This window comes from bacterium, from assembly GCA_028820935.1.
In the GTDB taxonomy this organism is placed as follows: domain Bacteria; phylum Actinomycetota; class Acidimicrobiia; order Spongiisociales; family Spongiisociaceae; genus Spongiisocius.
In genome coordinates, this window is the sequence record JAPPHZ010000019.1 from 38,545 (window position 1) to 52,002 (window position 13,458).

At 66.1% G+C, this 13,458-nt stretch carries 9 protein-coding genes; 2 read left to right on the forward strand and 7 right to left on the reverse strand.

Annotation, left to right across the window (positions count from 1 at the left end):
* The 6 genes from OXM57_04390 to xsc all read right to left on the reverse strand — a co-directional run bounded on the left by OXM57_04390 (window position 1) and on the right by xsc (window position 7,316).
* Entirely contained in the window at window positions 1-1,110 is a 1,110-nt protein-coding gene (locus OXM57_04390; GenBank protein MDE0351907.1) for a spermidine/putrescine ABC transporter substrate-binding protein, read from the reverse strand.
* 178 nt (window positions 1,111-1,288) lie between these two features.
* A complete protein-coding gene (locus OXM57_04395; protein ID MDE0351908.1) occupies window positions 1,289-2,164 on the reverse strand; it encodes an ABC transporter permease in 876 nt (291 codons plus the stop codon).
* A gap of 16 nt (window positions 2,165-2,180) precedes the next feature.
* Window positions 2,181-3,107: an ABC transporter permease gene (locus OXM57_04400; protein ID MDE0351909.1), complete on the reverse strand. Its 927-nt coding sequence runs from the start codon at window positions 3,105-3,107 to the stop codon at window positions 2,181-2,183.
* Window positions 3,108-3,111: 4 nt separating this feature from the next.
* Window positions 3,112-4,182 carry an ABC transporter ATP-binding protein gene (locus OXM57_04405; protein ID MDE0351910.1) on the reverse strand — a complete coding sequence of 357 codons (1,071 nt, stop codon included), beginning with the start codon at window positions 4,180-4,182 and terminating at the stop codon, window positions 3,112-3,114.
* A gap of 15 nt (window positions 4,183-4,197) precedes the next feature.
* Window positions 4,198-5,283, reverse strand: coding sequence for a C45 family autoproteolytic acyltransferase/hydrolase (locus OXM57_04410; GenBank protein ID MDE0351911.1), 1,086 nt, complete (start codon window positions 5,281-5,283; stop codon window positions 4,198-4,200).
* A 320-nt stretch (window positions 5,284-5,603) separates the two neighbouring features.
* Entirely contained in the window at window positions 5,604-7,316 is a 1,713-nt protein-coding gene (gene xsc / locus OXM57_04415) for a sulfoacetaldehyde acetyltransferase (protein MDE0351912.1), read from the reverse strand.
* Window positions 7,317-7,978: 662 nt separating this feature from the next.
* On the opposite strand from xsc, the gene OXM57_04420 reads away from it, so the two are divergent.
* Both OXM57_04420 and OXM57_04425 read left to right on the forward strand, forming a co-directional pair.
* Window positions 7,979-10,351 carry a response regulator gene (locus tag OXM57_04420; GenBank protein MDE0351913.1) on the forward strand — a complete coding sequence of 791 codons (2,373 nt, stop codon included), beginning with the start codon at window positions 7,979-7,981 and terminating at the stop codon, window positions 10,349-10,351.
* A gap of 248 nt (window positions 10,352-10,599) precedes the next feature.
* On the forward strand, window positions 10,600-11,589 hold the full coding sequence (locus OXM57_04425; protein ID MDE0351914.1) for a phytanoyl-CoA dioxygenase family protein: 990 nt from the start codon (window positions 10,600-10,602) through the stop codon (window positions 11,587-11,589).
* A gap of 35 nt (window positions 11,590-11,624) precedes the next feature.
* On the opposite strand, the gene OXM57_04430 is transcribed toward OXM57_04425, so the two are convergent.
* Window positions 11,625-13,364, reverse strand: coding sequence for an alpha/beta fold hydrolase (locus OXM57_04430; protein ID MDE0351915.1), 1,740 nt, complete (start codon window positions 13,362-13,364; stop codon window positions 11,625-11,627).
* Window positions 13,365-13,458 lie beyond the last annotated feature (94 nt).

A 13,458-nucleotide genomic window follows, 5' to 3' on the forward strand; every position in this document is an offset into this window, starting at 1 on the left:
CTACCCCACCGCCTCGATGAACGCGTCGGTGTAGTTGATCTCGAAGTCGCCGGTGTCCTGTATCTCCTCCAGCGAACCCACCCCGCCCGGGATCACCGCCGGGTCGGCCACGAAGTCCAGCAACTCCTGCTCCAAGCCGTCAAGGGCCGCCTCGTTGGGCGTGGAGTAGTAGTTGTAGTTGGACAGCGCCGCACCGTTCTCCGGATCGAGAATCCAGTTGATGAAGGTGTGGGCCGTGCAGGGATTGGGGGCGTCGTGCGGGATCGCCATGTTGTCGATCCAGCGCGTTCCGCCCTCCTCCGGCACGAAGTACACGTAGCGGGACGGGTCGTCGGTCTCCAGGAACTGCGTGAACATGTCACCCGAGTAGCCATGGGCTATCGCCGTCTCGCCGGTAGTGAGCAACTCGTCGGCCTGATCCGTGTCGAAGGCCGCCACCCGGCCCCGCGCCTCGGCGACCAGCTGCTTGGCCTCCTCCAGCTCGGCGTCGTCAGTGGTGTTGAGCGAGTAGCCGAGGTACTTGAGCGCCGCGCCCAGGGTTTCCCGCGGGTCGTTCAGCAGCGAGATCCGGCCTGCGTACTGATCCGCGAAGCTCGGGTCGAAGACGATCGACCAGGACCTCGGGAAGTCGGTTCCCACCACCGCGGTGTCGACGGCCAGGCCGGTGGTTCCCCACTGGTAGGGCACCGAGTAGTCGCCGGCGGGGTCGTACACCAGATCGCTGAAGTCCGCCGAGATGTTGCCGATGTTGGGTATGGCATCCTTGTTGAGAGGTTGGATGTCCTCGCCGGCGATCAGGATGGCCACCATGTAGTCGGACGGAACGATGAGGTCGTATCCCGAGTTGCCCGCGGAGATGATCGGCTGCATGGCCTCGTTGGAGTCGTAGACATCCACGGTCATCGCGACGCCGTACTCGGCTGCGAAGGCGTCCACCAGGTCCGGATCGATGTACTCGGCCCAGTTGTACAGGTTCAGGTCACCATCCGTCTGGCCCACTTCGCAATCTGCTGCGGCAGCAGAGTCTCCGCCGTCCTCCGCACAGGCGGCCGCCAGGAGCGTCATTGCCGCCAGCACGGCGACCAGGCGACGCATCGGGGTAGGTCTCATTGCAACCTCTTTCTATGTTCTCGCTCGTGACTTCGAAGCCCGCCCCAGGCTCGCCCTCCGAATGGCGGCCGCGTCGAGACGGCTCAGGCGGATTGTATCGGCGCGCCGGAGAGAAGGTGGCGCTGATCGGTAGTTCTCGTGGTCGAGGGATGTGGTCTGCCGGTCCCCGGACAGACCACTAATCCGATCGCCTTCGCAGGCGGGCTCCCAGGCTCCGGCCCGTCTCTCCGGTCCGGAGGCGTTGGGTGGCAAGCGACAGGATCACCAGCACTATCGACGCCGCCAGCATGATGACCGAGACGGCGTTGATGAGCGGGGTGACGCCGCGGCGGATCATGCCGAACACGAACACCGGCAGGGTGGTGGAACCCGGGCCTGAGGCGAACTGGGTGACCACCACATCGTCGAGCGACAGGGTGAGGGCGAGGAGCGCACCGCCTGCTATGCCCGGCGCGATCTGCGGCAGGGTCACGTAGCGGAAGCTGCGCCACCGGTTGGCGTAGAGATCGAGGGCGGCTTCCTCCAATTGCTCGTTCATGCCCGACAGCCGGGCCCGGACCACCACCGACACGAAGCTGATGTTGAAGGCGATGTGGCTGATCGTGATGGTCGTGAATCCCTTGGTGAGGTCGAGGCCGAACAGCAACTCGGCGATGCGGATCCCTTCGGAGAAGAACAGCAGCATCATCACCGCCATGGTGACGTCGGGGATGATGATCGGCAGGTAGAGGAGGGCGTCGAACACCCGCTGCCCCCTGAAGCGGAACCGCTCCAGGGCCAGCGCGGCCAGCGTCCCCAGCACCACCGAGATCACGGTGGACAGCAGGGCCACCCGGATGGACACCCACAGGCTGTTCTGGAGCTGCGAGTGGTCGATGAACTGCTCGTACCAGGACAGGGTGAAGCCGCCCCATCGCCCCACGTTGCGGTCGTCGCTGAACGAGAACACCACCAGCAGGACGATCGGGGCGTAGAAGAAGGCGTACACCAGCCAGGCCGTTCCCGACAATGCCCAAGCAGTGACGCTGCCGGGCCGGGCCGCACCGCCCATCATGGCCGCCTCCCGCGGATCACAGGTTCCGCCCTCCCGCCCGGAAGTAGATCAGAGTGGCGGTGAGCATCACGGTCATCAGCACGAAGGACAGCGAGGCTCCCAGAGGCCAGTTTCGAGCGGTCAGGAACTGCACCACGATGTAGGAGCCCAGCATGGTGGACTTGCCGCCGCCCAGGATCTGGGGGGTGACGTAGGCGCCCAGGCTGGGTACGAACACCAGGATCGAACCGGCCAGTACCCCGGGCATCGACAGCGGCAGCAGCACCCGCCGGAAGGTCTGGGCGCCGGACGCGTACAGGTCACGGCCGGCTTCGATGAGGCTCCCGTCGATTCGCTCGATGGCTGCGTAGAGCGGCAGGACCATGAAGGGCAGGAACCCATATACCAGGCCCAAGATCACTGCCGAGTGGGTGAAGAGGATCTCCTGACGTCCCAGACCGAGCGCCTCGGTCACGGCGGCGAAGGGACCGTCCGACCCGAGAATCACCCGCCAGGCGTAGTTGCGAACCAGGAAGTTGGTCCAGAACGGGATCATCACGAACACCAGCAGGATGTTGCGAACCGTGGGCGTCCGGGTGGCGATGAAATATGAGAAGGGATAGGCCACCACCAGGCAGATGAGAGTGGTGAGCACCGCTATCCAGACAGATCGGAACAGGATGTCGCGGACGATCGGTTCGGCCAGGCGGCGGTAGGAGTCGAGGTTCCAGCCGGCCAGATCGGTCCCACCGATCGTGTTCCGGGTCGCCACCGAGTAGATCACCACTATCCCGAACGGGATGGCGAAGAACAGTACGAGGTAGACGTAGGCGGGAAGTGACAGCAGGAACCCCCGCCTGGAATCGGCTCGCGCGGCAGCCCGCTCGAACTCCGGGGTGGCCTCCGGCAACGCCGCGCCGGCGCCTCCCGGTCCGGAGGGCGGTGGGGCGGCGGTCAGAGTCACTCCACTAGTCCTGTACCACCGCTACCGAGGATGGCTCCCACGACACGGTCACCTCGTCGCCCGTGCTGACCGAGGCCCCGCCGGGCCGGTTCTCCTCCCGGACGTCGACTTGCATCCATTGGAAGGACACGCGGTAGATCAGGGCGTTACCCAGGTAGGTGACCTGCTCCACCTGGCCGTCCACGGACGTGTGGTGCGCTGGCGCCCCGCCCCGGTGGTGCAGGAAGGCCTGCTCCGGACGCAGGCTGACCGCCACCCGGCCTCCCGGTGGGATGTCCGAGGGGGCTGCAATGGTGACCCCGTTGGTGAGGGTGACCCGATCCGGTCCGGTCACCATCCCGTCCAGCAGGTTGGCATGCCCGATGAAGTCGGCCACGAAGCGGTTGGCGGGCCGGGCATAGATCTCCTCGGGCGTGCCGACCTGGAGAAGCCGACCCCCGTCCATCACCCCGATCCGGTCGCTCATGGCCAGCGCCTCCCCCTGGTCATGGGTGACGAAGACGAACGTGATCCCCACCTCGCGCTGGAGAGCCTTGAGCTCGAGCTGCATGGCTTCGCGCAGCTTGAGGTCGAGAGCTCCAAGGGGCTCGTCCAGGAGCAGGACCTTGGGGCTGTTCACCAGCGCCCTGGCCAGCGCCACCCGTTGCTGCTGGCCGCCCGACAGTTGGTCGGGGCGGCGTTGCTCCATCCCTTCCATGTGGACCAGGGCTATAGCGTCCCGGACGCGAGGTACGACCTCGGCCTTGGGGATCTTGCGCATCCGCAACCCGAACGCCACGTTCTCCTCGGCGGTCATGTGGGGAAAGAGGGCGTAGTTCTGGAAGACGGTGTTGACAGGCCGCCGGTTGGGGGGCAGGGTTCCGACCTCATCGCCGAAGATACGCAGGCTGCCTGTGGTGGGGAACTCAAGACCCGCGATCAGTCGGAGCGTGGTGGTCTTACCGCATCCGGAGGGACCGAGCAGGGCGAAGAACTCGCCGTCGGCGATATCGAGATCGACGCTGTCCACGGCGACGACATCACCGAAGCGCTTGGTGATCTGATGGAGCCCGACGGCTGGAACAGCTGGTGGCATGCCGACCTTCCGTGGTCAGAGGAACTCGATGGGTACGTAGTCGTTCATGCTGGGGAGGCCCCATACCGCCCAGAAGTCCCCGGTTCTGGGCCGCATAACGGTAGCCCCGGAAGTCTCCACCTCATACGGCGGCGCGGGCACCTGGCACACGCCGTGGCGGGTGAGATCCATCAGGTCCTCCTCGGTCAGGTCGGTCCGGTCGAGGTGATCGGAGGCGACCGACAACCGCCGACGGGAGCTGTCCTGCAGGTCGGAAGGCCGCTCGGTCTCGACCGCTCGGGTGGCTTCTTCGAGCGTGTGGTTGGTCCGGACCAGCGTCTCGGTGGACAGGGTTGTCACGGGTCTGGCGCTGGGCATCGCTTCGATGCTGAAGCCCGTCCCCTCCGAGTCGAAGACCAGGTAGTTGTGTCCTCCCGCCAGGTCCGCGTCCAAGATCACATCCCGGGCCTCGACCGCAGTTTCGGTTAGAAGAGCGTGGCGGACCACGGTCGGCCACGTCACCCCGATCTGCCCGTCGGAAGCGGTCAGGTTGGTGATGCCCACGCACACCCCGTGCTCATTCATACCGATCTGCCCGAGGCACCCCACGGTGGTGAAGATCAGTGCCCGCGGCCCATCGTCAGGTCTGGTGCGCATCAGGATCACGTGGTCGGTGGCGGAGGCGTGCATATCCCAGGTCTGCCCGAGGAAACCGGCGCCCGCCGCCCGGTGGTCCGGCACGATGAACGCCGTGCAGTCATCTTCCACCACCACGGGGGCAGAGACTTCGCCACCCAGGTGTGTCCGCACAGTGTCTACGAAGTCGGTGAAGCCGCCCACCACCACCGCCTCGGCCAGGCTGATCCCTGCCCCGGAGGCCGTCGCCGACATCTCCTCGTACAGCGGAGTGGACTCCCGCTCGTGCGCTTCCAGGCAGGCCTCGGCCAACTCGAGAACCGTCCTCCTGGAGACTGGCGCCCCGGTCCACAATCCGGACATCACAAGCCCGATGCGTTCCTCGGTGTACTCCCGGATCTCTGCCGCATAGGTACTGCCATGGGCATGACCCATCTCGGCAGGAATTCCGCCCACATCCAGCATGCGAATAGGAGGCCGTCGCATCTGTCCCAAGCGTAATGGTCCGAACTGCACGACTGCATAACCCCATCGTGCTCCACTATGAGCAGGACAACGGTGAGGGCTCGGAAGAGTGGGCCGACTCCGGCCGACGGTATTGCCTTTGAGCGGAGGGCTTCGCACGCCCGGCGAGTCAGATAGGAGGTCGGGTTTCATTCCGACCGCTGGTCATGTCTCGCTGGAACTCACTTCCTGCTGCGAAGGTCGAACAACCTCACCGGAGCTACGTCCGGTCGTCGGCGGCGACGTCACCAATCAGTCTCTCGGACCATGCCGACGCCACGGCCTCGGGGCCTCCCGATGGACTATTCACTGCTGTACTTGGCGTACTTCTCCAGCAGCCGGACCGGCTTCTGGAGGGCGTCGCGGCGGAAGGGCTCGCCCAGCTCCTGGCTCACCTGGATCTCGAGCACGGCGGGCCGCCCCGATTCGACGGCCGCTCGCAACGCGTCCCCGACCTCCCCAGGCTTCTCGACAACCTCGCCCTCGGCCCCCATGGCGCGGGCGATGGCCGCGAAGCTCGGATTCTCGAGCATGGTCGCCACGTAGCGGTCGTCGTAGAAGTCGATCTGGTTGCGCTTCTCGGCGCCCCATTGGCCGTTGTTGAACACACACGCCACTACGGGGATGTTCTCCCGCACGCAGGTCATGACCTCCGCCAGGCTCATCCCCCAGGCGCCGTCCCCCACGTAGGCGATGGCAGGCCTTTCCGGGGCGGCCACCTTCGCCCCCATCGCGGTGGGGAAGGCGTAGCCGCAGTTCCCGAACATCATCGCTGCGAACATGCTGTTGGGCCGGTCGAAGCTCAGGTACGAGTTGGCCACGGAGCAGATATTCCCGATGTCGGTGGTGACCATGGAGTCGGCCGGCATGGCGAGTTCCAACTCCCGCAGCGCCGTGCGGGGCTCGATGGGAACATCACGTGAGGAGGAGAGGGAATCCAGTTCCCGTCGCCAGGCTTCCTTCTCGGCCTGGATCCGGGCCATCCGGTCGTCACAGGTTGCCGCGCACGCCAGATCCACGCCCGTCAACCTGCGCGTCAACTCGGCGGCCACGGCCCCGGCGTCGCCGTGGATCGCCACCTCGGCCGGCTTGACCAGACCCAACGACCGGTGGTCCGTATCGACCTGGATGATCCGGGCGTCCTCCGGCCAGTATTCGATGCCGTACTGGGGCAGCGTCCCGAATGGTCCCAGCCGGGAGCCGAGCGCCACCACCACGTCGGCCTGGGACACGATGCGCATCGCCGCCTTGGAGCCCTGGTAGCCGATCGGCCCGCAGGCCAGGTCGTGGCCGGCGGGGAAGGCGTCGTTGTGGAGGTACGAGCAGATGGCCGGAGCCCCCAGCAACTCGGCCAGGCCCACGGCTTGGGCCTGCCCGCCGCCCATCACGACGCCCCCTCCCACCATCAACACGGGGAAGCGCGCCTCTGCCAGCAGCCGCGCGGCGGCGGCCAGGCCGTCCGACCCGCCCGAGGAGCGCTCGATCACGAGGGGTTCTCTGATGTCGAAGTCGGCTTCCCCGTAGAAGTAGTCGCGCGGGATGTTGATCTGCACCGGGCCCCGCTCCGCCATCGCCAGCGTGAAGGCCCGATGGGTCAGCTCCGCGATCCGCTCGAACCTCTTGACCTCCACCTGGTACTTGGTGATCTTCGAGAAGATCGGCATCTGGTCCGTCTCCTGGAAGCCTCCCAGACCCTCCCCCATGGAGCCGGCCTGCGGTGTTATGGCGACTACGGGCGAATGGGCCCAGTATGCGGCAGCGATGGCCGTTACGAAGTTGGTGATGCCCGGACCGTTCTGGCCGATGCAGACCCCGTGCCGGTTCGAGACCCGGCTGTAACCGTCAGCCATGTGCGCGGCGTTCTGCTCGTGGGCTACCGGCCAGAACCTGATCCCGGCGGGCTCGAAGATGTCGAGGGCTTCCATGAAGGCCGATCCGACGATGCCGAATACGTCGGTCACTCCCTGGGCGGCGAGGGTCTCGACAAAGGCCTCGCTAGCGGTCATCCGGACCATCTTCTCTCCTCCTCCGTACGAAGCCAGGTGGCGCACCGGTGCTCCTGTTACCCGGCACGAGACGCCAAGGAGACTCCTCGCGCTTCCCGGCCCCAGAAGGGTACTCCACCCATAGTGATGGGCACTCCCGACCGGAGCCATGGAGTCCGGAACGAGCAGGCCCCGCCGGCTCGCTGACCGTCTGAAGCGGACCGCCGGTCTGGTCCCGTGACGGCATGGGCGCGATTGGCGGCCCCATGCCACCAGGAGCCGGGCGCCCTCGGCGGCGGTGAATGTGTGGTGAGTACCTGTTCACTATCACCGCGCGTATGTGAGGATCGATTCACTTTGTATATCAAGCGGTTTCCTACCAATACAATGAGAAGTGGAGCGTCGATCCGGGCGGGAGCCTAGGACTCGAATGCTTCATACCCCTCGCGTCGGGCCACCCGGGCGGCGCCAGCCGGCGATCGCAGCGGCCGGACGCGGGCTACCAGGCGCCGCCAACCAGGAACTCCCGGTGCGGAACCGCGAGGGCCTCGGCGGCACGTGGAGAATCAGGCACGAGGATGCGCGAATGAGTATGAAGGTATGGTGAAAACAAGGCAGGCAGCGGCACGACCGCTTGTGGAACGTTTAAGGGACCGTGAACAGCACCGCGGCGCGACTCGCTCGGTGTCCACATGACCCGTTTGAACGAAGGCGACCGGCTTCGGGCCGAGAACGAGACGCTGCGGGCCCGTATCTCCCGGCTGACCGAGGCGATCCTGCGGATCAGCGAGGATCTGGACCTCGAGACCGTTCTCCAGCACGTGGTAGACGGTGCCCGGTCGCTGACAAGCGCTCGTTACACGATACTTACCACGTACAGCGAGGAGGGCGAGCTTCAGGACGCGCTGTTGTCCGGCTGGAGCGAAGAGGAGACCGGCCGGTTGCTCGCCTACGATTCCGGGCCGGCCCTGGTCGAACACCTCAAGGGACTACGGGAACCACTCCGGACCCGGGATTTTGCGGCCTACGCCGCCGCGGCCGGCTTCACTGATCTTCCCATCAAGTTGAGGGCCTTCCTGGGTATGCAGATCCGCATTCGGGACAGGCACGTGGGCAACATCTACATCGCCGAGAAGGAGGACGGCGGGGAGTTCACCCTCGAGGACGAGGAGACCGTGAAGATGTTCGCCGCGCAAGCGGCGACGGCTATAACCAACGCCCGCCGGTACGGCGACGAGCAGCGGGCCAAGGCCGATCTCGAGGCCCTTGTGAACACATCCCCGGTCGGGGTGCTGGTCATCGACGCCGTCACGCGGGAAGTGGTCAAGATCAACCACGAGGCGAGCCGCATCTTCGGCTGCGGATCCGGAGACCCAGCCGACTGCGCACGGGCTCTTGAACGGGTCCAGTTCCGGAGCTTGGACGGAACCGTGCTACCGGCCGGCGAGGTTCCCTATGAACGGGCTGCCCGGACCGGCGAAGCCGTTTATGCGGAGGAACTGGTGATCTGCCCTCCATCCGGCGGCCAGGTGACCACGCTCGTCAACACCACTCCGGTCCTTTCCGAGCAGGATGAGTTGATCGCTGTGGTGGTCACGATCCAGGACATCACACCCCTCGAGGAACTGGAGCGACTGCGTACCGAGTTCCTGGGGATGGTCAGCCACGAGTTGAGGACGCCGCTGACGTCGATCAAGGGCTCCGCCGCCACCGTGCTTGCTGCCTCATCGCCGCTCGACCCTGCCGAGACCCGCCAGTTCTTCCACATCATCGAGCAACAGGCCGATCACATGCGGGGCCTGATCAACAACCTGTTGGACCTGAGCCGCATAGAGGCAGGAACCCTGTCCGTCATCACCGAACCTACCGACGTCGCAGCCGTGATCGACCAGGCGAGGAACCTGTTCCTGAGCAGCGGATACCGCAACAGTATCGAGGTGGATGTGGCGCCGGGCCTGCCGCGTGTCCCGGCGGACGGGAAGCGGATCGTCCAGGTGTTGCACAACCTGTTCTCCAACGCGTCGAAGTACTCCAGGGACTGGTCCCCCATCCGGGTGACAGCCTGGCTGCATGAGGCCCAGGCCGTGATAGCGGTATCCGACGAAGGCACAGGTATCGCCAGCGAGCACCTGCCCCGCTTGTTCACGAAGTTCTCCCGGGTAGACGCCGGAGGAGACCACCGGGTTGGCGGCCACGGCCTGGGCCTCGCCATCTGCCGGGGCATCGTGGAGGCCCATGGAGGCCGTATCTGGGCGGAGAGCGATGGGGAAGGGCATGGAACGCGGTTCCTCTTCACGATCCCGACCGTCGACGAGTCCACCGCGAGCCCTCTACCCGACCGCATCGACGGATCCGCCGGTCCCGGGCATGCGCCCCGAGAAAGCGACCGGATCCTGGTGGTGGACGATGATCCCCAGATGCTGCGCTACGTCCGCAATACCCTCGCCGAGGCCGGCTACACGCCGATGGTGACCGGCGACGTGAGCGAGGCGAGCACCATGCTGGAGTCGGAGAGGCCACAGCTCGTACTGCTGAATCTGGTCATGCCCGGAGTCGCAGGGTTCGACTTCCTGGCGCGAATTCGTACGGATTCGCACATCCCGGTCATCGTCCTGTCAGGGCGTGGGCGTGGCCAGGACATCGCCAAGGCATTCGAGTTGGGTGCGGCAGACTACGTTGTCAAACCCTTCTCGCCGGCGGAACTGGTGGCCCGTATCGGAGCGGCGTTGCGACACGCGGCCGCCCACCCGCACGGCGGGATGGAGCCCTATACATACGGCGACCTCGTCATCAACCACTTGGAGCGTGCCGTGACCATGTCGGGCAAACCGGTGCGCCTCACGCCCACCGAGTACAAGCTGCTCTTCGAACTCTCCAGGCACCCCGGACGGGTACTGACCCACGACCAGCTTCTGCGGAGTGTATGGAGCGAAGACCACCCGGCCGATCAGCGTCTGCTCCGCTCGTTCATCAAGAACGTGCGCCAGAAGCTTGGAGATGACGCGAGGAATCCCTCATACATCTTCACGCAGTCCGGCGTCGGTTACCACCTCGCCAAGCCCTAGGACTACTGCCCGAGACAGAGACCCTGCAGGGTTCACCGGGTGGTGATGCCTGGTCGGATGCCGGGCCCCGGTTCCGGAACCCACCTGACGGAGCAGGTTGCGATGGATGGAATCCTGTCCGCCCCCGCGGCGACCACCCGCTTGGGGCCGTTGCGGTCCCGGCGCCGCCACTTACCGACGATTGTGCACTCCCTATACGCCCGCGCGGATATAGAGTTACGCCTCACCGGCACGTAGGAGGTGAGAGGATGGCCGGGCTCACGGTGGACCAGTTGGACCGGTTCCAGGAGGACGGTTACCTGATCGTCGAGGATGTACTCACCGGGGAGGATCTGGCCGCGATCGAGGCCGAGTACCGGAAGATCGTCGATCGGGTCTCAGCCGACCTGGCCCTCGAAGGAAAACTGCGGCCGCTCACCGGGACCACCTTCTCGGAGTGCTACATCGAGGCGATGCAGCAACTCGACGACATGTACGACCTCTACCAGCACCTCGACATCTCCCTCCCGCTGCTCGAGGACCTCGACCATAGCCACACCATGAACGCCGGGCCGGAGGCGTTCCGCCTGCTCACCAACCCGCGCCTACTCGACATCGTGGAGTCGGTGATAGGACCGGAGATCTACTCCAACCCGGTGCAGCACACCCGGATCAAACCGCCCGTCCGCCATCTGCCGGAGGCGGCGCTCGACGCCAACATCGCCGCCACCCTGTGGCACCAGGACTCGGCCGTCATCGATACCGAGGCCGATGAAACCGACATGCTGACCGTATGGCTCGCCGTGACGGATGCCACCCTCGAGAACGGGTGCCTGATCGTGGAACGCGGCAGCCATCGCGAGGAGATGACCCTTCACTGTCCGGGCAAGATCTTCCCCGCCGAGATCTACATTCCCGAGTCGATCATCGACGACGGACGGGTCATTCCCATGGAGGTGCCGGCCGGAGGTGCGATCCTGCTGAACAAGCTCACCGAACACGGTTCCCTGGACAACCACAGCGACGACATTCGGTGGAGCTTCGACCTCCGCTACCAGCCGATCGGCCAGCCCACCGGCCGCTCCGTGTTCCCCGGATTCGTCGCCCGCAGCCGGGCCCACCCCGAGTTGGTGGTCACCGACCCCGAAGAATGGGCGAACCTGTGGTGGGACGCCCGGGACCGGATCGCCGGCGGCGTGACGTCCATGCACCTGAACGCACGATGGGAGGCCAACGCCCGCCAGCCCATCTGCGCCTGACCCGTCCCGGCATCGGGGCTCCTCCCCCCGGCCGGTCAGCAGATCGTGGTGCGTTCTTCGGGAAGAACGAGGTCGATCAAGGCCCGGTGGATGATCTCGTTGGCGCATTCGTTGTTGGGATACACGCCGTGCGCGAAGTGCTCGGCCACGACCAGGTAGCCGTTCGACAGCGTATCTTCCACCAGCTCGCGTGACTCGCTGAGCGGCGTGGCGGGATCCTGCGGGTTGCCGATGACCACGATGGGCACATCGCTGCCGTCGAGCGTCCCGCCGAACGAGGCCCGATCGAGCAGGTCGTAGAACGCGCATGTGCCCGGCGCTGCGAACTCGAGGTGGGCCAGTAGCGGCAGTTCCCGGCGCACCGCATCCTCCATCGCCTCCTCGTCGGACAGCCGCACGTGGCGATCCAGTTGCGGGTTCAGCACCCACGAGTCGAGGCAGTTGACATGCTCGACGAACGTGGTACCACCGCTGCTGTCCCCGAGCTGAAACCGGGCGAACTCGGCGAGGAGGGATGGATCGTCGGCCTCGACCAGCAGGGCGTAGCCTATCCACAGGTACGGCCAACTCTCCTGGCTGTACAGCGGCGTGATGATCGCCAGTGCTCCCGCGACCGGATTCCCGCCCGTGGCTTCGACCACCGCCTCGAGCGCTCCGACGTTCTCCTTGAAGTACCCGCGCGGGTCGCCGTCGTTGTATATCGGGCACCGGGGCTGATCACACGCGTCAAGGGCTTCGCCCAGCAGCACCTCGAACTGGCGGAGCTCATCGATGACGTTGGCGACGCGCGCCTCGACCGTGCTGACATCGTCGACCGGGTTGTCCGCGCCGTCGACCACCATGGCTCGCACCGACTCGGGGAACAACGTCGCGTACCACACGCCGAGCGCGGCGCCGTACGAAGCGCCGAAGTAGCTGATCCGCTCCGCTCCGAGCGCCTTGCGGATCTCGTCCATGTCGCGGGCCACGTACTCGCTATGCAGCAGTCCGGCTGCCGTGCCCATGGACTCCACGCAGAGCAGCGCCGCCGCCTCGGCCGCAGCGTATTCCTCGGCGGTGTCGAACGGGAGTTCCACCTGCGACAGCAACTCGAGTTGCGCTCCGGGCTCGCCGCACACGAAGCGCGGCTCCGAGAGCCCCACGCCACGCGGGTCGAAGCCCATGATGTCGAACCGTTCGAGCACCGGTGCGGTGAAGACCACACCGGGGCCGTCCAGGGCCCACGCAGCCATGTCGATGCCGCTGGCGCCGGGTCCTCCGGGATTCACCACCAGGTAGCCGATGCGGCGGTCCGGATCGGTGGCGCGGTGCACGGCGATGGTGAGGGCCAGCTCTCCCGCACCCGGGTCGCGGTAGTCGAGCGGCACCGTCACGACACCGCACTCGAGCCCCTCGACACCACAGTCGATCCACCGGACGGTGCGCTTGGGGGCCGCAGGGCTCCCGTCCGCGCCATCCACGGCGCCGACTTCGTCGACCGGATCCGCCGTGTCCCCTTCGTCCGCGCTGTCCGCGGCGCTGTCCGGGTCGTCCCTGCGATCCGCGCCTGCGACGGAAGTGACGGTGGTCGTCGCGCTCGGATCAGGACCTGTCGTCACCGTCCCGCCGGCGGCGGTGGATGTGGTGGTCGCCGGCTCGCCAAGGGCGGAAGAAGACGTGGTGGTAGCCGGCTCGCTCACCGAGGCCGGAGTCGGGCTCGTCGTTGCCCCGGCCTCGCCGCCGGCGTCGTCGTCGTCCGGTGACGAGCATGCCGCTGCCAGCAGTCCGAGCAGCATGACCGTTATCAGGATGCGGCACCGATGAGTACGAGCGCCGCCCCTGCCACCGCCACGAGGTAGTGGAGTGTTCCAAGACATCTAGCAGCCCCCT